Origin of the sequence: Gordonia sp. (in: high G+C Gram-positive bacteria) (assembly GCF_047600385.1) — a bacterium.
Lineage (GTDB): Bacteria > Actinomycetota > Actinomycetes > Mycobacteriales > Mycobacteriaceae > Gordonia.
Window position 1 is genome coordinate 1680535 of sequence record NZ_JASGKZ010000001.1, and the last position, 21792, is coordinate 1702326.

A 21792-nucleotide genomic window follows, 5' to 3' on the forward strand; every position below is an offset into this window, starting at 1 on the left:
GCGAGAACCGCGCGACGATCAGCGAGAGCGTCGCGCGGTCTGCGGGAAGGACATTCGGGCTCGCCGGAGCCCGGGCCGGTCAGTCCTCGGCGATGACGGCCTTGAGGCCCTCGGCCCACTCCTCGGCGGCGGCGGCCGGCTTGACGGTCGAGGACGCGTCGTGGCGGAAGTGCTCGCCCACCTGGGTCGCGCCGAGCTTGGTGAGCATCTCGGCCATGATCTCGCCGCCGCGGTTGTAGGTGTCGTCGTACACGGTGTCGCCCATGCCGAACACCGCGAACCGCATACCCGACAGGTCCGGCTTCACGTCGTCGAGCTCATCGGCGAAGGGCAGTGCGCCGGAGGGCAGCTCGCCCTCACCGTAGGTGGAGCAGATGACGACCAGGAAGTCGTCGGTGTCGAGATCTTCGGCGGCGTAGTCGGCCATGTCGTAGATCGACGGGTCGAAGTCGGCCGCCAGGACATCGGCGACTGCGTCGGCGACGAGTTCAGCGGTGCCGGTCTCGGTCCCGTAAAGGATGACTGCTGCCATGATCTTCTGACTCTCCTACCTCGTGGAATGACGAAGACACGGTAGCGTAACAGTTTCGGCTAAGTCGAATCTCTCACCGGGTCTTTCGGCCCGAACTGCCTGGTCCTACGACTTCGTGCGACGACGGCCACCAGGCGAGACCGTACCGATCCGGCGGTTTCCCGTGAGGTGCGTCGCCGGGACGTCGTACCGGATCCGGCCCGACATCCGCTCGTGACCTGCCGGTCACCGGCAGGCTGTGCACCGGACACCCGACGGTTTCCTCGCGGAGTCGTTCCGGCGCCGCCGGGTCGGCGACGGCCGGGATCGAGCCCGGAGGCCGAGCCACGGATGTGGCTAGAGTGAATGCATGGCGACGCGCATCGACAGCTGGATCTGGGGCATTCGGCTGACCAAGACGCGATCGGCGGCCGGCGCCGCCTGCCGCGCGGGTCACGTCCAGGTGAACGGGGTCACCGCGAAGGCGGCGACGCCCGTCTCGATCGGCGACGAGGTGCGCGTGCGGTTGCACGGACGGGAACGGATCGTCGAGGTGACCAAGCTGATCGGCAAGCGGGCGTCCGCGCCGATCGCCGCCGAATGCTACATCGACCGGAGTCCGCCTCCGCCGCCGCGCGAGGTGATCGCGAGCCTCCCTCGGCGCGACCCCGGCGCCGGTCGACCCACCAAACGAGAGCGCCGTCAGCTCGACAGGCTGCGCACCACCGGGCCGCTGCTCGTCCTCGTGACGATCGTCGCCCTGCTGGTCGGCGCGTGCGGATCGGACGACGACGCCGAGCCCGCCGCGCGGACCAAGACGCCGCAGGCCGGGACCGGGCCCAAGTTCGAGCGGTGCGGTGGACTGACCCTGGAAGACGTCAGCCGGGAGACCACGTTCCCCGGCCTGCAGCTGGCCGTGGACAACACTTCGGCGTGCGAGTGGCGGCGCGGTGACCTCCGCGAGGCGGAGGTGGTCTCGTTCAACTGGTACCGGGGGTCGCCCATCGGTCGTGAACGCGGCCTCGAACAACTGACTCGGGAACATCCCACCGTGGACAAGAAGATCGCGGGGCATCCCGGATTCCTGGCCCGGCACGACACGATCTGCGAGGTCGGCGTCCAGTTCGAGAACGACTTCATCGAGATCTCCATCGCCGATCAACGCGCAGAAGAAGAGGTGACCGTGTCGCTGGACACCATGTGCCGGGCCGCGGAGACCCTCGCGGCACTGTCGATCGAGCGTGCCTCGTGAACCGGGGGACGAGGCGTACCGCGCTCGCCGGACTGCTGGCGGTGACGCTGCTGGTGTCGTCGTGCAGCCGGGACGTCGAGGGCGACGGCGGGCGGCCCGATCAGACCGCGCAGTCCGGTGAGGTGGACACCAGCCAGTTCGAGGGCCTGCTGACCGAATGCGAGATCGTCTCCAAGACGCAGCTGGCCGAAGCGCTCGGCGGTTCGGGGGTGCGCCAGGGCTTCCTCGGCGCGATCTGCCGCTGGATCGTCTCCGGCGGGGTCACCACCGACGTGACCCTCGCCTGGTACGAGTGGGGCGACTTCAATCTGGAGAAGCAGATCGCCAAGAAGCACGGCTACGAGACCGAGAACCAGCAGGTCAACAGCGTCGCGGCGTTCATCGCGCGGGATCCGGCTCGGCCCGGCGTCTGCGGTGTCACGGCGAAGTCGCCGGGGCGCGGGACCCTGACTTGGTGGACCGAGCCGCACGGCGCGCCGCCCGGCGACCCGTGCGAGGGCGCGATCAAACTGATGGAGCTCGTGATCAGCCGCGCCAGCTGAGGCCGGACCGATGTGGATCAGACTGCTGTCGGCGCTGGTCGTCGTGCTCGCCGCCGGAGCCTGCGGGGCCGACCCGGACGACGGGACGACGACGAGGACCCGCACACCCCGCGCGGGTACCGGACCGGAGTTCCCGCGGTGCGGCGGACTCACCGCCGACGAGGTCTCCGCGGCGTCGACGTTCCCCGCGCTGACCCTGTTCCTGGACAACACGTCGTCGTGCGAGTGGCGTGCCGACGCCGCCGGCGACGGGCCGGTGGTCTCGTTCAACTGGTATCGCGGCTCGCCCATCGCGCGTGAACGAGGTCTGGAGCAGTTGATCCGCGACAACGGGCCGGTCGACGTGCAGATCGCCGGCCACCCCGGGTTCCTGACCCGACACGACCCGCTGTGCGACGTCGGCGTCCAGTTCGGGAACGACTTCATCGAGCTCTCGGTGTACGACCGCGGGCGGATCCCGGGGCGGCCGCAGGTCTCGGTGGACACCCTGTGCGCGGCCGCGAAAGACCTCGCCGAGAAGGCGATCACACGGTCCGGGTAGGCGCGCTCCGATCCCGAGCCCGCCGCTTCGCTCCTCGGGCCGCGCAGGGGTGCAGCGAGCCCCCCCGCTTCGCTGCTCGGGCCGCGCAGGGGTGCAGCTAGCCCTCCGCTTCGCTTCTCAGGCCGCGCAGGGGTGCAGCGAGTCCTCCGCTTCGCTCCCTGAGCCGCAGGTGAGCGGAGCGAGCCTGCGTGTCGAAGGGACTCTGCGCTCTGCTCGCCGGAGACCCTTCGACTCGGGCTCGTTCCTCGCCCGGCTCAGGGAGCGGAGACTCGGACTCGGTCCACGGGAGCGGCTCAGGAGGCGGAGGAGAGGCGGTTACGCCGGGATCACGGAGACCGAGACGGTGGCGGCGACCACCGGTCCGTCGTCGCCGGGGATCAGCATCCAGAGGTACAGGCAGCCCTCGATCCGCTTGCGGCGGATCGTGATCGGCGTGCCCGGGGTGATCGGCCGGAGGTACTCGATCACCAGGCGATGCGGGACGTCGAGCAGGTCGGTGTGGTCCACCAGCTCGTCCTCGACGGCCTCCAGGTAGGCGGCGTTGTTGAGGTGCCGGAACGGGTCGAAATCGGTGATCCGCAGGACGTGCTCGCGGTCGGGCAGATCCAGTTCGGCCGGGTCCGGGGCCTGTTCGGGGTTCATCGACCGCCAGCGCAGGCGGTGCTCGTCGGTCATCGACGAGAGCATCTCGAAGCTGCCGTCGGAGATCCGCGAGGGCATGCCCTGATCGTTCACGTTGATCCAGAACCCGGAGGTCTCCACCCGGCCGTTCGGCCGGGGTTCGGGGTTGAATCGGTTGGTCTCGCTGACGGAGGTGAGCCGCACCCGCATGTCGGTCCACCGCGTGGAGAGCGCACCGCACCAGCGTTCGGCGTGGAAGTCGGCGGGCCAGGTGATCGGTTCGAGGACGTCGATCACCGTGCGCCGGACGATCCAGAACGGGTCGGTGTCGGTGAAGTCGCTGGCGTCGAAGTTGTCGTTGGCGACGTCCTGCAGGAAACGTGCGAGACCGTCGAGCCGCACCCGCATCTCCTGGTCGACGTCACCGGTCCGCACGCGGTAGCCGTTCGCGTAGAACCGGGCGCCCTCCTTGCGGTCGGCGAGCGGCACGTACTCGGGCGGGGTCGACGACGTCGGCTTGATCGGAGGCATGCGCGGCCTTTCACACGGTGGCGGGAGTGACCGCCGTTACGATACCCGCGGTCCCGGATGCGGTTCCCGGACGAGCGGTTCCCGGTGTGCTCGCTCGGGGCGTCGGAGCTCGGTGATCGAGCGACTCCTCGGTGGTCGAGCGACTCCTCGGTGGTCGAGCGACCTCTCGGTGGTCGAGCGGCTCCTCGGTGGTCGAGCGAAGTCGAGATCTCGATCAGCGAGAAGAACCGCTCCCGAACGAGGGTGCCCGGCACCCCGGTCTCGGCCGAGCACCCCCTGCCGAGGATGCTCGATCGAGGCGAAGGTGCCCGGCACCCCGACCAGTGGCGGTCTTCGGGGTGCCGCGAGACTCGGGCGATTCCCCGGTGTCGGTCAGCGCGGCTGTGTCGGCGGCCTGGCGCCCGGCGGGATCGGTGCGCCCGGAGAACTCGGCGGGAGGTTCACTCCCGGCGGGATCGGGGTGCCCGCCGTGGGCCGGGGGTAGCCCATCCCCGGTGGGAGCGGAGTGCCCGGGGAACTCGGCGGGTACTGATCGGGGCCGCCTTGCGGGGTCGGGTGCGGACCGGTCGGATGCGGTGCGGGCGGGACGGGTGCGCCGATGCGCTGTCGGGCGTTCATCGACTCGTTGGTGAGCAACGCGAACAGTTCTTCGGCGGCGGCGCGCTCGCTGGTGCCGGTACCGGTGGCCAGGACGGCGCCGCTCTTGGTGCGGACGACGATGAAGGTCTTCGCCGAGATCAGCCACAGGATCGCGGCCACCAGGACGAGAAGGAAGAAGAGGAGCAGGACGGCCATCAGAAGTACCCCAAGCTCGCAGAGAAGAAGGAGAAGCCGAGGAGCAGCACGACGGCCAGCGGGATCAGGAGGATGAGGAGTCGGCCGAGCATGCCGGTCTCCCGGCCGTTGCCGTAGGCGATGTCGGAGATGTTCTCCAGCGGTGCGGCGTGGATGGAGTAGCCGTGCGGGATGAAGCCGAAGATGGTGTTCGGCGAACTCACCACGAGGCGGCGGTCGGTCAGGATCATCGTCGTCTTCAGATAGACGAGGATCAGCCGGGGAGTGAACTGGTACTGCCGGATGACGACCTCCCCGGGCAGGAAGGCGATCGGCGGCGGTGTCGGGCTGGTCACGGAGCCTCCACGGGAGAGATGTCGGAAGTATCGCCGATTCTTCCAGTGCCGGGCCCGCCCCGAGTATCCCCCGATCGGACGATCCGGTCCCGGTTACGGCGGACGGCGCCGCGTCGTCGTGCATCGTCGGTAGGTTGGGCGCCATGAAGGCACAGGTGTTGGTCGCGGAAGACGGGCCCTCGGGCCTGGAGTTGCAGGACGTCCCGGAGCCGGTTCCCGCTCCCGGGCAGGTGGTGGTCGACGTCCGGTCGTGCGGCCTCTGCTTCCCCGACGTGCTGATGAGCCGGGGGCGGTACCAGTTACGGCCGCCGGTGCCGTACATCCCGGGGATCGAGGCGGCGGGCGTGGTGCGCACCGCCCCGGAGGACTCCGGCCACGTCCCCGGCGACAGGGTGATGGTCGCGGCGCTGACCGGTGGTTTCGCCGAGCGGATCGTCGCCGTGCCCCAGCAGCTGTACCGGATCCCCGACGAGCTCTCGTTCGACGAGGGCGCCGCGATGGGCATCAACTTCCAGACGGCGCTCTTCGCGCTGAAGACCCGTGCGCGGACCGAAGCCGGTGAGACGGTGTGCGTGCTGGGCGCCGCGGGCGGTGTCGGAGTCGCCTCGATCCTGGTGGCCAAGGCCCTGGGCGCCCGGGTGATCGCGGTGGTGCATCGCACCGGTGCCGAGGAGATGCTGCGCGGCCTGGGCGCCGACGAGGTGGTCCAGCTGGCCGACGGGTGGAAGGACCGCGTCCTCGCCCTGTCGGACGGCGGCGTGGACGTGGTGATCGACCCGGTCGGCGGCGACGTGTTCGACGAGGCGCTGCGCACCGCGGCCTCCGGCGGCCGGTACGTGGTGATCGGCTTCGCCGCGGGCGGGATCCCCACGGTGAAGCTCAACCGGGTGCTGTTCCGGAACGTCTCGATCATCGGCGCCGCGTGGGGCGAGTACATCAGCCGGAACCCGGAGCTGCCCGTCCGGCTCCACGAGGAGTTGGTCGAGTTGATCGGCGCGGGACTCCGTCCGCCGATCGGCGCGGTCTACCCCCTCGAAGAGCTCCCGACGGCGCTCGCCGACCTCGCCGAGGGCCGGATCCTGGGCAAGGGCGTGATCCGCATCTCGGAGTGAACCGCTCCCCGTGTCGCGTGCGGCTTCAGCGCGGTTCAGGGAGCGGCGGGGACACCGAAGAGCCGGGCGGCGTTGTCGTGCAGCACCGCGCGGAGCCAGTCGTCGCCGAGGCCGAGTCGCTCGCAGGCCTGCAACGCGTGGAGATAGCCGTAGGGGATGTTGGGGAAGTCCGAGCCGAACAGGGTCTTCGCGCGCAGATCGGCGAGCCGGGGGAGCAGTTCGGTCGGGTAGGGGGCGTCGCGTTCGGAGAAATCGGTGAAGCTCATGGTGGTGTCCAGGTGCACGGCGTCGTGGCGTTCGGCCAGGTCGACGAAGTCGGCGTACTCCGGGGTGCCCATGTGCGCGATGATCAGCGGGAGCGACGGGAACCGGTGCAGCAGCGCCCGGATCGGCTCCGGGCCGGTGAAGCGTCCCGGGGCGGGCCCGGACCCGCAGTGGATCACGATCGGGACCCGCGCCTCGGCGAGCACGCCCCAGACGCCGTCGAGCAGCGGGTCCAGCGGCGAGTAGTCGCCCACCTGGATGTGCGATTTGAACACCCGCGCGCCCGAGTCGATCGCACTCGCGACGTACTCCGCCGCACCGGGTTCGGGATAGAACGTGGCGGTGTGCAGGCAGTCGGGGGTGCGGGCGGCGAACTCGGCGGCCCACGCGTTGAGCCAGGCGGCCATGTCGGGCCGGTGCGGATAGAGCATGGCGGTGAAGGTCCGCACCCCGAAGGCGCGCAGCGTCGCCACTCGCGCGTCCTCGTCGGCGCGGTAGGTGATCGGCCACTCACGCCCGATCATCGGACCCGCCGAATCGAAGTACGCCCACACCTTGTCCAGGACGCGTTCGGGCATGAAGTGGGTGTGCACGTCGATCAGGCCGTCGAGCCCGAGCCGCGCGGCGACGGCGCGGACCGCGGCGGCCTCGTCGTCGCCGAACGGGGCCGGGCCGGTCGGGAGCGGGCCGGCCGGGTCGGGGGAGCGGTCGTCGCACATCAGCGGCCGCCGATCGACGGGGCGGGCCGCGGGGCGGGAGGTCGCAGGCGGTTCACGATGCGGACCCTAGTCCACTCCGGGCGGCCGGTGGGGAGACCGGGTTGATAGGACTGTGGTCATGACTCCTCCCGTACCCCGTGACCCGTTCGCCGCCTTCGCCGTGGGGCGTCGTCCCGGCGACGGACCAGCCGAGATGGTGCAGCAGCTCGGCCCCGGACTCACCGACCACCGCGGCCTGATCGACCTGCCCGCGCTCACCGTGCTGTTCGACGACGTCGGCGGCGTGCCGTTCTTCCGGTCGGGGACCGGAGCGACCATCCAGGCGCGTCTGTCGATGTCGGCGCAGGGGCGTCCCCGCGTCGACGAACAGGTGCTCGGCTCCGCGGAGGCGGCCCTGGCCGAGGGCGATTCCGGTGCGTCCACGGTGTCCCTCCGCGGTGATCGGCTCTACTGCATCGGCATCGCCCGGAGCGTTCGGATCGGGCACGACCCCGTCGACCTCGGCGGACTCGACCGACTGCCCGAACCGGTCTCCCCGGCGGCCGCCGCGCCGGTCCCCGAGCACGATCCCAGCGGCCCGGGCCGCGAACTGGTCGAGGCGATCGCCGTCGGGCGGGCGCCGCGCGGCGCCCTGGCGGACCTGTTCGACGTCCGGCTCCGCCTGGACGGCGACGCACTGGTGACGGAGGTCGACACGGCGACGTGGATGGGCAACTACCTCGGGACCATGCACGGCGGGGTGATCGCCTCGACGGTCGCGCAGGCGCTCTCCTTCGCCGCCGAGACGACCACCCGGGCCGGGGTCGGCTACCAGCTGACCGAGTTCACGATCGACTTCCTGCGCTCGCCGGCGGTGGACGGTCGCACCGTGACGGTGCGGGCGCGACCGATCAAGACCGGTCGACGGGTGAGCGTCTTCGAGGCGCAGCTGTACGACGGCGACGTGCTCCTCGCGCATGCGACGGCGGAGGCGCAGTTCGAGTCGGTGTGAGCGCCCGATCCGGTGCCCGCTGACGCCGCGGCACCGCGTGCGTGCGGGCGGCCGCCTTCATAAAAACAAGCAAGCATGCTTGATTTTTTACGGATCCTGTGTGAGGCTCGTCTCATGGCCCTCGTGGACGAACTCGTCTCCGCTCTCGACGCGGAATCCGAATCGCTGGACGCACTGGTCGCGCCGTTGACCCCGGAGCAGTGGGCCACGCCCACCCCGGCCGTCGGCTGGACGATCGCGCACCAGATCGGACACCTGCTCTGGACCGATCGGACGTCGTTCGTCGCGGTCACCGACGCACAGGGCTTCGACGACCTGGTGAAACAGGCGTGGACCGACCCGCTGGGCTTCGTCGACGCCGCGGCCGAGACGGAGGCGCGGCGGGCGCCCGAGGAGATCCTCGCCGACTGGCGCCGCACTCGCGGCGAGCTCGCGGGCGCGCTCGTCGCGGTGCCCGACGGCACCAGGCTGCCGTGGTTCGGTCCGCCGATGTCGGCGCCCTCGATGGTTGGCGCCCGCCTGATGGAGACCTGGGCGCACGGGCTGGACGTCGCCGACGCCCTCGGCGTGGAACGCGAGGACGACGACCGGATCCGCAACGTGGTGCACCTCGGCGTCCGCACCCGGAACTTCGCCTACACGGTGAACCGGCTGCCGGCGCCCGAGTCCGAGTTCCGCTGGGAGATCAAGGCGCCGTCCGGCGACGTCTGGACGTGGGGGCCCGACGATGCCGCCGACATCGTGCGCGCCCCGGCCGCCGACTTCTGTGCGCTGGTGACCCAACGCCGTCATCTCGACGACCTCTCGGTGGAGCTGATCGGCGACGACGCCCGCACGTGGGCGGGTATCGCCCAGGCCTTCGCCGGACCGCCCGGAGCCGGGCGCGCACCGCTCGGCTCCTGAAACGCTCCTCCGCCGCGTCCCGGTCCATCGCCCGCACCCGGGTGCGAGGACTCGGGCGACCGACACAACCAAGGGGATGACACCATGACCGACGTCGTACGCATCGGCAACGCCTCCGGCTTCTACGGCGACCGCTTCAGCGCCGTGCAGGAGATGCTCGAGGGCGGTGAACTGGACTACCTGACCGGCGACTACCTCGCCGAGCTGACCATGCTGATCCTCGGCCGGGACCGGATGAAGGACCCGACCACGGGCTATGCCAAGACCTTCCTGCGCCAGATGAAGGAGAACCTCGCCCTCGCGCTGGACCGCGGCGTGCAGATCGTGGTGAACGCCGGCGGACTGAACCCGCACGGACTGGCCGTCGCACTGCGCGAACTGGCCGCGGATCAGCGGCTGGACGCGCAGATCGCCTTCGTCTCCGGTGACGACCTCGCCAAGGACCTGGACCGGGTGGGCCTCGGTCCGGCCCTCACCGCCAACGCCTATCTCGGCGGCTTCGGGATCAAGACCGCGCTCCAGCGCGGCGCCGACGTGGTGGTGACCGGCCGGGTGACCGACGCCTCGCTCACCGTCGGTCCGGCGGCCGCCGCCTTCGGCTGGGGCCACGACGACCTCGACGCCCTCGCCGGCGCCGTGGTGGCCGGTCACGTGATCGAGTGCGGCGCACAGGCCACCGGCGGCAACTACTCGTTCTTCACCGAGATCCCGATGGGGCACCTCGGCTTCCCGATCGCCGAGATGCATCCGGACGGGTCGTCGGTGATCACCAAACACGAGGGCACCGGCGGCGCCGTGACCGTCGGCACCGTCACCTCGCAGCTGCTCTACGAGGTCTCCGGACCGCGCTACCTCAACCCCGACGTCACCGCGCGCCTGGACTCGGTGCACCTGACCCAGGAGGCCCCCGACCGCGTCGCGATCTCGACGGCCGTCGGCGAGGCGCCCCCGGACACGCTCAAGGTGTCGCTGAACAACCTCGCGGGCCTCCGCAACGAGGTCACCGTGATCGCGACCGGCCTCGACATCGAGGCCAAGGCCGAACTCTTCGAGGCGCAGTTCCGGGCCGCGCTGACCGATCCGCCCGCCGAACTCGAATTCACCCTGGTGCGGCACGACAGGCCCGACGCCGACGACGAGGAGCAGGCCAGCGCGGTGCTGCGCATCGTCGGCCGCGACGGCGATCCGGCCAAGGTCGGCCGCGCGTTCTCCGGCACCGCCGTGGAACTCGCGCTCGCCACCTACCCGGGCTTCACCCTCACCGGGCCGCCCGGCGGCGGCGCGCCGTACGCGGTCTTCGAACCCGGCTACGTCGACGCCGCCCTCGTCGAGCATCGGGTCACCCAGCCCGACGGGGTCACCGTCCTGATCGAGCCCTCACCCCTGCGCACCGCTCCGACGTACGACGACGATGCGCCCGCCCCGGCGTCGACCGTCGACTGGGGGCCCACCCGGGACGTGCCGCTCGGCCGCATCGCCGGCTCCCGCAGCGGTGACAAGGGCGGCAGCGCCAACGTCGGCCTCTGGGCCCGCGGCGACGACGAGTACGCCTGGCTCGACGCCTTCCTGAGCACCGACAGACTCCGGGAACTGCTGCCCGAGACCGCCGGCCTGGAGGTGAAGCGGTACCGCCTGCCGAATCTGCGCGCGGTCAACTTCGTGATCGAGGGGATCCTCGGCCGCGGGGTGGCCGACCAGGTCCGCTTCGACCCGCAGGCCAAGGGGCTCGGCGAATGGCTGCGATCGCGCGTCGTCCCGATCCCCGAACAGTTCCTCTGAACCAGCCCGACGAAAAGGACACGATGCCATGCCCATCCCGAGTGACGTCTGGGATTCCGAACAGCGGCGCGACCTGCGCGCGATGGTCGCCGATTTCGCGGAGAAACACATCCTCCCGCACCAGGACGAGTGGGAGCGCACGGGTCTGATCCCGCGCGAACTGCACAAACAGGCCGGCGACCTCGGCCTCCTCGGTCTCGGCACCCCCGAGGAGAAGGGCGGCAGCGGCGGCGACGCCGTCGACGCCCTCGTCGTCTGCGAGGAGCTGCACCATCGCGGCGTCTCCGGCGGCGTCTTCGCGAGCCTGTTCACCTGCGGGATCTCCACCCCGCACATCGCGAACAACGGCACCGCCGAACAGATCGAGAAGTGGGTGAAGCCGGTCCTGGCCGGCGACAAGATCTCCAGCCTGGCGATCACCGAGCCCGGCGGCGGCAGCGACGTCGGGCACCTGCGGACCACCGCCGTGCGCGACGGCGACCACTACGTCGTCAACGGCGCCAAGACCTTCATCACCTCGGCGGTGCGCGCCGATCACATCGTCGCCGCGGTCCGCACCGGCGGCGACGGCGCCGCCGGGGTCTCCCTGCTCGTCATCGAGAAGGGCACGCCCGGCTTCCAGGTGGATCGCCGACTGGAGAAGATGGGCTGGCTCGCATCGGACACCGGTGAACTGAGCTTCGTCGACTGCCGGGTGCCCGCCGAGAACCTCATCGGACCGGAGAACTCCGGCTTCGCGCAGATCGCGCAGGCCTTCGTCGCCGAGCGGGCCGCACTCGCCGTGCAGGCCTACGCGCAGGCGCAGCGCTCGCTGGACCTGACCCTCGACTGGGTCCGCAACCGGGAGACCTTCGGCAGACCGCTCATCAAGCGCCAGTCCGTCCAGGACACCGTCACCGAGATGGCCCGCAGGATCGACGTCGCGCGCACCTACACCCGGTCGGTGGTCGAACGGCACATCGGGCGCGGCGACCCGATGCTGGCCGAGATCTGTTTCGCCAAGAACACCGCCGTGGAGACCGCCGAATGGGTCGTCGACAAGGGCGTCCAGCTGCACGGCGGCATGGGCTACATGCGGGAGTCGGAGATCGAACGCCAGTACCGCGACATCCGCATCCTCGGCATCGGCGGCGGCGCCACCGAGATCCTCACCGGTCTGGCGGCGAAGGTCCTGGGGTACCAGTCATGACGATTCTGAAGAGCAAGATCGACCCGGACTCGGCGGAGTTCGCGGCCAACGTCGCGGCGATGAACGCCAAACTCGCCGACCTCGACGTCCAGTTCCGCAAGGTGCTCGCCGGCGGCGGCGAGAAGTACACGGCGCGGCACAAGAAGCGCGGCAAGCTCCTCGCGCGCGAGCGCATCGAACTCCTCGTCGACGAGGACTCGCCGTTCCTCGAACTGTGCCCGCTCGCGGCGTACGGTTCGCAGTTCCCGGTGGGCGCGTCGGTGGTCATCGGCATTGGCGTCGTGGAGGGCGTCGAGTGCCTGATCGTCGCCAACGATCCGACCATCAAGGGCGGCTCGTCCAACCCGTGGACGCTGCGCAAGACGCTGCGCTGCAACGACATCGCGATGGAGAACCGGCTGCCGGTGATCTCCCTGGTCGAATCCGGCGGCGCCGACCTGCCGACGCAGAAGGAGGTGTTCGTCCCGGGCGGCCGGACCTTCCGCGACCTCACCCGGCTGTCCGCGGCGGGCATCCCGACCGTCTCGCTGGTGTTCGGCAACTCCACCGCCGGCGGCGCCTACATCCCCGGCATGAGCGATCACGTCGTCATGATCAAGGAACGCTCCAAGGTGTTCCTCGGCGGTCCGCCGCTGGTCAAGATGGCCACCGGCGAGGAGAGCACCGACGAGGAGCTGGGCGGCGCCGAGATGCACGCCCGCGTCTCCGGTCTGGCCGACCACCTCGCCGAGGACGAGCAGGACGCCATCCGGATCGGCCGCAGCATCGTCAAACGGCTGAACTGGAAGAAGCAGGGCCCGGGCCCGGTCGCGGAGAGCATCGCACCGCGGTACGACGCCGAGGAACTCCTGGGCATCGTGCCGCCGGATCTGAAGACCCCGTTCGATCCGCGCGAGGTGATCGCCCGCATCGTCGACGACAGCGACTTCGACGAGTTCAAGCCCGAGTACGGCAACTCGCTGTGCACCGGCTGGGCCCGCATCCACGGCTACCCGGTCGGCATCCTGGCCAACGCGCAGGGCGTGCTGTTCAGCGCCGAATCGCAGAAGGCCACCCAGTTCATCCAGCTGGCCAACCGGTCGCACACCCCGCTGCTGTTCCTGCACAACACCACCGGCTACATGGTCGGCAAGGAGTACGAGCAGGGCGGCATCATCAAGCACGGCGCGATGATGATCAACGCGGTCTCCAACTCCAAGGTGCCGCACATCTCGGTCCTGATGGGCGCCTCCTACGGCGCCGGTCACTACGGCATGTGCGGTCGCGCCTACGACCCGCGGTTCCTGTTCTCCTGGCCCAGCGCCAAATCCGCCGTGATGGGCGCCCAGCAGTTGGCGGGCGTCATCTCGATCGTGATGCGCGCCTCCGCCGAGGCCAAGGGCATGCCCGTCGACGAGGCGGCCGACGCCGGCATGCGCGCGATGGTGGAGGCGCAGATCGAGGCGGAGTCGGTGCCGATGTTCCTGTCGGGCCTGCTGTACGACGACGGCGTGATCGACCCCCGGGACACCCGCACGATCCTCGGCCAGACCCTGTCCGCGATCGCGGGCGCCGACTATCAGGGCGCCGACAGCGACTTCGGCGTCTTCCGGATGTGAGTGAGCAGATGACTGAGCAGACTTCCCCCCGATCACCGAGCTCCGTCGGACCGACCCCCGAGCCCCCCTCGGACCGCTCCCCGGTCCCGTCGGACCGACCCCTGAGCCCGTCGAAGGGGATCACGTCGGTCCTCGTCGCCAACCGCGGAGAGATCGCGTGCCGGGTGTTCGCCACCTGCGCCGCGATGGGCATCTCGACCGTCGCCGTCTACTCCGATCCGGACGCCGACGCCCCGCACGTGAAACAGGCCGATGCGGCCGTCCGCCTGCCCGGTGCGACGTCGGCGGAGACCTACCTGCGCGGTGACGCGGTGATCGCGGCGGCGCAGGCCGCGGGCGCCGACGCCGTCCACCCGGGTTACGGCTTCCTGTCCGAGAACGCCGAGTTCGCGCAGGCCGTGCAGGACGCGGGCCTGGTCTGGATCGGGCCGCCGCCGTCGTCGATCGTGGCGATGGGCTCCAAGATCAACGCGAAGTCGGCCATGGCGGCCGCGGGCGTCCCGGTCCTGACCGATCTGGACCCGGCGCAGGTCACCGCCGGCGATCTGCCGCTGCTCATCAAGGCCTCCGCGGGCGGCGGCGGGCGCGGCATGCGCATCGTCCGTGCTCTGAAGGACCTCGACGACGAGGTGGCCGCCGCCCGGCGCGAGGCCGAATCGGCGTTCGGCGACCCCACCGTGTTCTGCGAACCGTACATCGAGTCGGGCCACCACATCGAGGTCCAGGTGATGGCCGACCGGCACGGCACCGTGTGGGCGGTCGGCGAGCGCGAATGCTCCATCCAGCGCCGCCACCAGAAGGTGATCGAGGAGGCCCCCGCACCGCTCGTCGAGCGGATCGGCGAGGAGATGCGCACGGCCCTGTACGACGCGGCGCGCACCGCGGCGTCGTCGATCGGTTACGAGGGTGCGGGCACCGTCGAGTTCCTGGCCGATCACGACGGCCGGTTCTTCTTCCTGGAGACCAACACCCGTCTGCAGGTGGAGCACCCGGTCACCGAGCTGACCACCGGCGTCGACCTGGTGGAGTGGCAGCTGCGCGTGGCGATGGGAGAACCGCTCGACGGCCCCGAACCGACCGCGCACGGACACTCGATCGAGGTACGGCTGTACGCGGAGGACCCCGCCAACGACTGGCAGCCGCAGTCGGGCACGGTCAGTCGGATCGAGCTGCCCGCCGACGTCCGATTCGGGCTGCTCGACCGTCCGGGCGTCCGCGTCGACTCGGGCATCGCCGACGGCAGCGAGATCTCCACCTACTACGACCCGATGCTCGCCAAGGTGATCTCGTGGGGCCCGAGTCGTCCGCGGGCGGCCGCCATGCTGGCGCGCGCCCTGGCCGATGCCACGATCCACGGTCTGGTGACCAATCGGGACATGCTGGTCAACACCCTGCGGGAGCCGCGGTTCCTCTCCGGCGACACCGACACCGCCTACCTGGACACCGTCGGCCTCGACGTCCTGTCGGCGCCGTTGGCCGGAGCCGACGAGGTGAAGACGGCCGCCGCCGCGGCCGCGCTCGCCCAGGCGGCGCGGAACCGGGCGTCCGCGAGCGTCGTCGGCGCGCTGCCGTCGGGCTGGCGCAACCTGGCGTCGCAGTTCCAGACCAAGAGCTACCTCCTCTCGGCGGGGGCGAGGAGCGGTGCGGGCGACGACGAGATCGAGGTCCGCTACCGCTTCGACCGCGCCGGCGGCGTGCAGCTGCCCGACCTGGAGAACACCGTCGTCGAGTCGGTGAGCCCGGAGGAGGTGGTCGTCACCGTCGACGGCGTGGCCCGCCGCTACCGGGTGACGGTGGATGACGACCGCGTCTACGTGGACCGGCCCGGCGCCTCGGTGGCCTTCACCCGGGTGCCGCGCTACGTCGATCCGTCGACCGTCGAACGCCCCGGATCGTTGCTGGCCCCGATGCCCGGATCGGTGATCCGGGTGGCCGTCGCGGTGGGCGACCGGGTGACCGCGGGGCAGCCGCTGCTGTGGCTCGAAGCCATGAAGATGGAGCACACCATCAGCGCTCCGGCAGACGGGGTCGTCGCCGTGCTCGGCGTCGAAGAAGGCCGTCAGCTGGCGGTGGGCGACGTCCTCGCCGTCATCGAATCCGAAGAAGAAACCGAAGACCAGTGAGGACCACGCCCATGACCGACACCGTCAACCCCTTCGTCGAGTCCACCGAACGGCAGGAGCTCCGCAAGGCCGTGCAGGCCCTCGGCGCCAAGTACGGCGCACCGTACTTCCGGGACTGCGCCAAGAACGGCAAGAAGACCGACGAACTGTGGAAGGAGGCCGGTGAGCTGGGCTTCATCGGCGTCAACCTGCCTGAGGAGTACGGCGGCGGAGGTGCCGGCATGTACGAGCTGGCCATCGTCATGGAAGAACTCGCCGCCTCCGGCACCGGCCTGCTGATGCTGGTGGTCTCGCCGGCCATCTGCGGCAACATCATCGCCCGCTTCGGCACCGAGGAGCAGAAGCGGGACTGGCTGCCGGGCCTGGCCGACGGCACCCGGACCATGGCCTTCGGCATCACCGAACCGGACGCCGGGTCCAACTCGCACATGATCACCACCACCGCCCGGCGCGACGGTGACGACTGGATCCTGTCCGGTCAGAAGGTGTTCATCTCCGGGGTGGACCAGGCCGAAGCGGTGCTGATCGTCTCGCGCACCGAGGACGCCAAGACCGGCAGGCTGAAGCCGGTGCTCTTCATCGTGCCGACCGATGCCGAGGGGTTCACCGCGCAGCAGATCGACATGGAGTTGATGAACCCGGAGAAGCAGTTCACCCTGTTCTTCGACGACGTCCGCCTGCCGTCGCACGCTCTGGTCGGACAGGAGGACGCCGCGCTCTCCCAGCTGTTCGCCGGTCTCAACCCGGAGCGCATCATGGCGACCGCGTCGGCGGTCGGCACCGCGCGTTACGCGCTCGGCCGCGCTGTCGAGTACGCCTCCGACCGGACGGTCTGGAAGGCGCCGATCGGCACGCACCAGGGCATCGCGCACCCGCTGGCCCAGATCAAGATCGAGTTGGAGGCGGCGAAGCTGCTGCTGCAGAAGGCCGCCACCCTGTACGACGCCGGTGACGACTGGGGTGCCGCCGAACCGGCCAACATGGGCAAGTACCTGGCCGCCGAGACCGCGGTGAAGGCGGTCGATCAGGCCGTGCACACCCTGGGCGGCAACGGCCTGACCAGTGAATACGGCATCGCCCCCATGCTCGGCCTGGTGCGCATCATGCGGATCGCCCCGGTCAGCCGCGAGATGATCCTGAACTTCGTCGCCCAGACCAGCCTCGGTCTGCCGAAGTCGTACTGAGGGCCGCCATGACCGACATCCTGGTACGGACGGAGACGACGGCGGCCGTCACCACCGTCACACTCGACTCGCCGACCAACCGGAACGCGTTGAGCTCGACGCTGGTGGCGCAGCTGAGCGAGGCGATGGCCGCGGCCGCGGCCGACGACGCGGTGCGCGCCGTGGTGCTGACGCACACCGGCGGCACCTTCTGCGCGGGCGCCGACCTGGGGGAGGCCCTGAAACGCGGACTCACCCCGGAGGAGGCGACACGCGAGGTCGGCGGGGTGATGTCCGGGCTGATCAAGTCGTTCCTGGAGATGCCCAAACCGGTGATCGCCAAGATCGACGGCAACGTGCGGGCCGGCGGATTCGGTCTGGTCGGTGCGGCGGACATCGCGCTGGCCGGCCCGCGGTCGACGTTCGCCCTCACCGAGTCGAGGCTGGGACTGGCTCCGTCGATCATCTCGGTGGTCCTGCTGCCGAAGATGACCGCCCGCGCCGTGGGCCGCTACTTCCTCACCGGCGAGAGGTTCGACGCCGCCACCGCGGTGCGGACCGGACTGATCACGGCGGCGCCCGAGAGCTCCGAAGCGCTCGATGCCGAACTGCACGCGATCCTGGAGGGCGTCCGCAAGGCGTCCCCGCAGGGGCTGGCCGCCTCCAAACGGCTCACCACGGCGGGCCTGCTCGACGGGTTCGACGAGGCGGCCGCCGCCCGCGTGGCCGAGTCGCTGGCCCTGTTCGGCTCCGAGGAGGCGCGCGAGGGCATGCTCGCGTTCCTGTCCAAGCAGAAGCCGTCCTGGGACGCGAGCGCGGAATGACCGCCTCTGACCGGGAGCCCCGGCAGCAGCGCTCGCGTGAGACGCGCGAGCGCCTGCTGGCGGCGACCGTCGACATGCTGGCCTCCCGCGGGTGGGCGGCCACGACGATCGGCGCCGTCGCGGCGGCGGCGGGGGTCTCGCGCGGGGCCGCGCAGCACCACTTCCCGACCCGGGAGGACCTGATCACCGCGGTGCTGGAGGCGATGTTCCAGGAGATGACCGAGGGCGCGGCCGAGACCGTCGAGAACCTTCCGGACGGGCCCGAGCGGATCGACCTCGTCGTCGAACGGGCCGTGTCGATCTACGTGGGGAAGCAGTTCAAGGCCGCCCTGCAGGTGTGGGCCGCCGCGGCCTCCGACGCGCATCTGCGCGAGGCGATCCTGCCGCTGGAGGCCAAGCTCGCCCGGGCGGCGCACCGGATGACGGTGCAGGGGCTGGACCCGGCGGGGGAGCACGGCCGGGAGGCGCACCGGCTGGCTCAGCTGACCCTGGACCTGGCGCGCGGACTCGGACTGGCCGACACGCTGTCCGACGACTCGGCGCGCCGCGGACGGGTCACCGCCGCGTGGGTCGAACAGGTCAAATCCGCGCTGCCGGCGAGAACGTAGACGCCCGTCCCCGGGCGGGACTCCTCAGTCCCACCAGAACGCCCAGTGGGTCCAGGTGTTCAGGCCCTCGATGTAGTCGTCGGCCGCCAGGCCCTGATCGATGTTGTCGGGGCAGAAGGCGTAGTGCTCCGCGGCGAGGAGCCGGAGCCGGTCGTCGTTCGCGCCCCCGTCGTTCGCGCCCTCCTCGGAGCGGCGCGGAGGCCGCGGCACGAACAGTGTGAGGGTGTCGAAGGCGATCGCGATCGGCAGCGCACCGAAGCGGTCCTCCCACGAGCGCAGGACGGCCGAGACCGGTTCGCCGACGAGGTCGTGGTTGGCCGGGCCGTACCAGCCGAGCTCCCTCACCGTGTTCGCCGGACGGTCCGCCGGGACCAGGAGCAGCGCACCGGGTTCGTCAAACCCGATCTCGGCGGGATCGGCGTCGGGCCCGTCGACGGCGTCGGCGAGAACGGTGAACCGGAGTTCCGGCTCGAACTCGTCGTCCTCGTCGAGAGCGTCGTACAGGTCGCCGCGGAACGAGCCGTCGAGCACCTGCTGCGCGGTGAACGTGCGGTCGTCGGGGCCGTCGAACTCGCCGTCGAACCACGGCCGGTCGAGGTCGTCCGCGGTGTGTCCCAGCCCCTGCGCGTGCATCGGCCACACGCCGGTGATCGGGAAGGCGGCGATCAGTGCGCGCACCAGGGCGGTGATCTCGTCGGCGGGCAGCACCGCCGACGAGATCCACGCGACGGGCGTGTCCGGGGACTCCTCGGGGGCGATACGACGGCCCGGCGGCAGCGAGACGTCGGCGAGTACGGGTGTTCCGTCGGCGGGCAGAGATCCGGGAGTCGCGGTGAACATGCCCAGACCCTATGTGCGGGGTACGACATCGCCGGGTGCGTCGATAGGCTGGGCGTCATGCGTGTGGCGACCTGGAATGTGAACTCGGTGAAGCAGCGGATCCCGCGACTGCTGCCCTGGCTGGACGAGCGGAAGCCCGACGTGGTCTGCCTGCAGGAGACCAAGGTGTCCGACGAGGTGTTCGCCGCCGAACTCGGCGACGAACTCGCGGCGCGCGGATACGAGTTCGCGCACGCCGGGCAGGGGCAGTGGAACGGTGTCGCCCTGCTCAGCAGGGTCGGGCTCGACGACGTGCGGATCGCCTTCCCCGACGCACCCGGGTTCCCGGATCCGGCCGCGCCGCCGGAGGGCCGCGCGATCTCGGCGGTGTGCGGCGGCGCCCGCATCTGGTCGGTGTACGTGCCGAACGGCCGCGCGGTGGACTCCGACCACTACGTCTACAAACTCGACTGGCTGGCGAAACTGCGTGCGGCCGTCGAGCCCGACGCCGCGAACACCATGGTCTGCGGCGACTTCAACATCATGCCCGCCGATGCCGACTCGTTCGATCCGACGGCCTTCGTCGGCCAGACCCACGTGACCGACGCCGAACGCGGTGAACTGGAGGCGCTGCTGGCGCTCGGCATGCACGACGTCCAGCGCGACCACTGGCCCGACGCCCGCGTCTACACCTACTGGGACTACCGCGGCGGCATGTTCCATCGCGACCTGGGCATCCGGATCGACCTGATCGTCGCCGGCACTCCGCTCGCCGAGCGGGTGCAGGCCGCGTGGACCGATCGCGCGGCGCGCAAGGGCACCAAACCCAGCGACCACGCACCGATGATCGTCGACTTCGACGACGCCCCCGACGGGAACTGCGGGCCGATGGTGCCGCCGCCGTCCCGCCCGGCGAAGGTGAAGCCGGGTTCGGTGAAGCTCCCGCACCTCTCCGACTGAGGGCCGGGGCTTCGACACGCGCCGCTCACTTCGTTCGCGGTGCGGCTCAGCCGTCGGATGTGACGTACCGGTGCCGTCGGCTGAGCCGATCGAGGAACGCAGTGACGAGATCGTGTCGAAGCCACCCTTCCCGAGACGGGTGCGCGATGGACGGAGTGCGGATCCCCCGACGAAGGAAGCCGGGACCCGCGCGGGTCCCGGCTTCCTTCGCTCCCTCGTCCGGAGGCGGTGGTTCGTCTGCTCCGGTTCGTCTACTGCGCGTGATCGAGCACGCCGCGCAGGTTGACGCCGTTGCGGAGGTCCTCGTAGCCCTGGTTGATGGTGTCCAGGGTGTAGCGGGTGGTGACCAGCTCGTCGAGCTTGAGTTCACCGGCGTCGTACATGCGGAGCAGTCGGACGATGTCGTACTGCGGGTTCATCGAACCGAACAGGGTGCCCATGATGGTCTTCTGGTTCAGCGTCAGGTCGGCGCCGGAGACGTGGACGGTCAGCTTGTCCGGTGCGGCGAGACCGGTGATGACCACCTTGCCGCCCTTGCCGATCACCGCGGTGGCCGCGGAGACGACGGCCTCGTCGACCGTGCCGACCAGGATCAGCGCGGCGTCCGCACCCTGACCCCAGGTGAGCTCGGTGACCTTGGTCTGGGCCTCCTCGGCGGTCGCGAAGGCGTGGGTCGCGCCGAATTTGACGGCCGCGTCGCGCTTCATGTCGACCGGGTCGACCACCACGACGTACTTGCAGCCCGCGGCCACCGCGCCCTGGACGGCGTTGATGCCCAGGCCGCCGATGCCGTAGATCACCGCGGTGTCGCCGGGGCGCAGGTTGCCCGCGCTCTCGGCGGTGGCGGTGCCCCAGCCGGACGGCACGCCGCAGCCGACGAGCACGGCGGTCTCCAGCGGCAGCCAGTCGTCCACCTTCACCACCGAGTGCTGGGAGATGGTCGCGTACTCGGAGAAGGTGCCGAGCATGCACATCGCGCCGAAGTCCTGGCCGTCCGGTCCGTGGAAACGGAACGAGCCGTCGGGCATGGAGCCCTCGAGGATGGTGGCGCCCATGTCGCACAGGTTCTGGCGGCCGGTGGAGCAGTAGCGACAGGTGCCGCAGTTCGGGATGAAGCTGCACACCACGTGGTCGCCCGGCTTCACCTTGGTCACGCCCGGGCCCACCTCCTGGATGATTCCCGAGCCCTCGTGGCCGCCGACGATCGGGAAGCGCGGAGGCAGGTCGCCGTCGGTCAGGTGCAGATCCGAGTGGCACAGGCCGGCGGCGGTGTACTTGATCAGCACCTCGCCGTCGCGGGGCGGATCGAGCTCCAGTTCCATGATCTCGAACGGTTGGCCCGGTCCGAGCAGTACGGCGGCTTTGGTCTTCATGGGGGTGACTCCTTCGTCGGTCGGCGAGCAGGTGAAGCGGGTGTGCGGTGACGCGGGACGAGGGCGTCGACTTCGCCGTGGAGGCCGTCGAGTCCGCCCTCGTCGCTCGGGTCTATCCGGTGTCGAGATCCACGCTATGCGACACGCGTCGTCTGTGTGACACATCTCATTATCCGCATGAGATGTGATGTGCGACCTGTATGGAATCTGGACAGCCCGAGTGGACAGCGGTGGACAGT

Annotated in this window: 21 protein-coding genes; 14 read left to right on the forward strand and 7 right to left on the reverse strand. The window is 70.4% G+C overall.

Features of this window, described 5'->3' with window-relative positions; translation table 11 throughout:
• Positions 1-79: 79 nt before the first annotated feature.
• Positions 80-532 carry a flavodoxin domain-containing protein gene (locus tag QM809_RS07465; RefSeq protein ID WP_415045168.1) on the reverse strand — a complete coding sequence of 151 codons (453 nt, stop codon included), beginning with the start codon at positions 530-532 and terminating at the stop codon, positions 80-82.
• A 349-nt stretch (positions 533-881) separates the two neighbouring features.
• Between QM809_RS07465 and QM809_RS07470 the strand changes: the two genes are divergently transcribed.
• Genes QM809_RS07470 through QM809_RS07480 form a run of 3 tightly spaced genes read left to right on the forward strand, consistent with a single transcriptional unit; the run spans position 882 to position 2846 of the window.
• Positions 882-1763, forward strand: coding sequence for a DUF3558 family protein (locus tag QM809_RS07470; RefSeq protein ID WP_415045169.1), 882 nt, complete (start codon positions 882-884; stop codon positions 1761-1763).
• A complete protein-coding gene (locus tag QM809_RS07475; protein ID WP_415045170.1) occupies positions 1760-2305 on the forward strand; it encodes a DUF3558 domain-containing protein in 546 nt (181 codons plus the stop codon). Before QM809_RS07470 ends, QM809_RS07475 begins: the two co-directional genes overlap by 4 nt.
• 10 nt (positions 2306-2315) lie before the next feature.
• Positions 2316-2846, forward strand: a complete 531-nt coding sequence (locus QM809_RS07480) for a DUF3558 domain-containing protein (RefSeq protein WP_415045171.1) — start codon at positions 2316-2318, stop codon at positions 2844-2846.
• Between the two features lie 315 nt (positions 2847-3161).
• Here QM809_RS07480 and QM809_RS07485 read toward each other — a convergent pair whose 3' ends face one another.
• The 3 genes from QM809_RS07485 to QM809_RS07495 form a co-directional block, all read right to left on the reverse strand.
• On the reverse strand, positions 3162-3998 hold the full coding sequence (locus tag QM809_RS07485; protein WP_415045172.1) for an acyl-[acyl-carrier-protein] thioesterase: 837 nt from the start codon (positions 3996-3998) through the stop codon (positions 3162-3164).
• Between the two features lie 372 nt (positions 3999-4370).
• Positions 4371-4793: a hypothetical protein gene (locus tag QM809_RS07490; protein ID WP_415045173.1), complete on the reverse strand. Its 423-nt coding sequence runs from the start codon at positions 4791-4793 to the stop codon at positions 4371-4373.
• Positions 4793-5128, reverse strand: a complete 336-nt coding sequence (locus QM809_RS07495) for a hypothetical protein (protein WP_415045174.1) — start codon at positions 5126-5128, stop codon at positions 4793-4795. The genes QM809_RS07490 and QM809_RS07495 overlap by 1 nt, the downstream gene beginning before the upstream one ends.
• Positions 5129-5271: 143 nt before the next feature.
• Between QM809_RS07495 and QM809_RS07500 the strand changes: the two genes are divergently transcribed.
• Positions 5272-6240, forward strand: a complete 969-nt coding sequence (locus tag QM809_RS07500) for an NADPH:quinone oxidoreductase family protein (RefSeq protein WP_415045175.1) — start codon at positions 5272-5274, stop codon at positions 6238-6240.
• A 35-nt stretch (positions 6241-6275) separates the two neighbouring features.
• Here the strand turns inward: QM809_RS07500 and QM809_RS07505 are convergent, their stop codons facing one another.
• The gene (locus QM809_RS07505; RefSeq protein ID WP_415045176.1) at positions 6276-7223 is read right to left on the reverse strand and encodes an amidohydrolase family protein; all 948 of its coding nucleotides are present in this window, start codon (positions 7221-7223) and stop codon (positions 6276-6278) included.
• Between the two features lie 118 nt (positions 7224-7341).
• Here QM809_RS07505 and QM809_RS07510 point away from each other — a divergent pair, with 118 nt between their 5' ends.
• From QM809_RS07510 to QM809_RS07550, 9 genes are all read left to right on the forward strand, one after another.
• Positions 7342-8214 (forward strand): hotdog domain-containing protein, encoded by an 873-nt coding sequence (locus QM809_RS07510; RefSeq protein ID WP_415045177.1) that lies wholly within the window; start codon positions 7342-7344, stop codon positions 8212-8214.
• A gap of 114 nt (positions 8215-8328) precedes the next feature.
• Positions 8329-9117 carry a TIGR03084 family metal-binding protein gene (locus QM809_RS07515; RefSeq protein ID WP_415045178.1) on the forward strand — a complete coding sequence of 263 codons (789 nt, stop codon included), beginning with the start codon at positions 8329-8331 and terminating at the stop codon, positions 9115-9117.
• 84 nt (positions 9118-9201) lie between these two features.
• Positions 9202-10896 (forward strand): acyclic terpene utilization AtuA family protein, encoded by a 1695-nt coding sequence (locus QM809_RS07520; protein WP_415045179.1) that lies wholly within the window; start codon positions 9202-9204, stop codon positions 10894-10896.
• Positions 10897-10924: 28 nt separating this feature from the next.
• Positions 10925-12085: an acyl-CoA dehydrogenase family protein gene (locus QM809_RS07525; protein ID WP_415045180.1), complete on the forward strand. Its 1161-nt coding sequence runs from the start codon at positions 10925-10927 to the stop codon at positions 12083-12085.
• The gene (locus QM809_RS07530) at positions 12082-13683 is read left to right on the forward strand and encodes an acyl-CoA carboxylase subunit beta (RefSeq protein WP_415045181.1); all 1602 of its coding nucleotides are present in this window, start codon (positions 12082-12084) and stop codon (positions 13681-13683) included. Before QM809_RS07525 ends, QM809_RS07530 begins: the two co-directional genes overlap by 4 nt.
• Positions 13684-13847: 164 nt before the next feature.
• Positions 13848-15806, forward strand: a complete 1959-nt coding sequence (locus QM809_RS07535) for an acetyl/propionyl/methylcrotonyl-CoA carboxylase subunit alpha (protein WP_415045182.1) — start codon at positions 13848-13850, stop codon at positions 15804-15806.
• A gap of 11 nt (positions 15807-15817) precedes the next feature.
• A complete protein-coding gene (locus QM809_RS07540) occupies positions 15818-16990 on the forward strand; it encodes an acyl-CoA dehydrogenase family protein (RefSeq protein WP_415045183.1) in 1173 nt (390 codons plus the stop codon).
• Positions 16991-16998: 8 nt separating this feature from the next.
• Complete coding sequence (locus QM809_RS07545; RefSeq protein ID WP_415045184.1) at positions 16999-17793, forward strand: enoyl-CoA hydratase family protein; 795 nt, start codon at positions 16999-17001, stop codon at positions 17791-17793.
• The gene (locus tag QM809_RS07550; protein WP_415045185.1) at positions 17790-18401 is read left to right on the forward strand and encodes a TetR family transcriptional regulator; all 612 of its coding nucleotides are present in this window, start codon (positions 17790-17792) and stop codon (positions 18399-18401) included. The genes QM809_RS07545 and QM809_RS07550 overlap by 4 nt, the downstream gene beginning before the upstream one ends.
• 24 nt (positions 18402-18425) lie before the next feature.
• Here the strand turns inward: QM809_RS07550 and QM809_RS07555 are convergent, their stop codons facing one another.
• A complete protein-coding gene (locus QM809_RS07555) occupies positions 18426-19241 on the reverse strand; it encodes a DUF4253 domain-containing protein (protein ID WP_415045186.1) in 816 nt (271 codons plus the stop codon).
• Positions 19242-19298: 57 nt separating this feature from the next.
• Here QM809_RS07555 and QM809_RS07560 point away from each other — a divergent pair, with 57 nt between their 5' ends.
• On the forward strand, positions 19299-20180 hold the full coding sequence (locus QM809_RS07560; protein ID WP_415045187.1) for an exodeoxyribonuclease III: 882 nt from the start codon (positions 19299-19301) through the stop codon (positions 20178-20180).
• Between the two features lie 251 nt (positions 20181-20431).
• On the opposite strand, the gene QM809_RS07565 is transcribed toward QM809_RS07560, so the two are convergent.
• On the reverse strand, positions 20432-21553 hold the full coding sequence (locus QM809_RS07565; protein ID WP_415045188.1) for an NDMA-dependent alcohol dehydrogenase: 1122 nt from the start codon (positions 21551-21553) through the stop codon (positions 20432-20434).
• Positions 21554-21792: the final 239 nt, after the last annotated feature.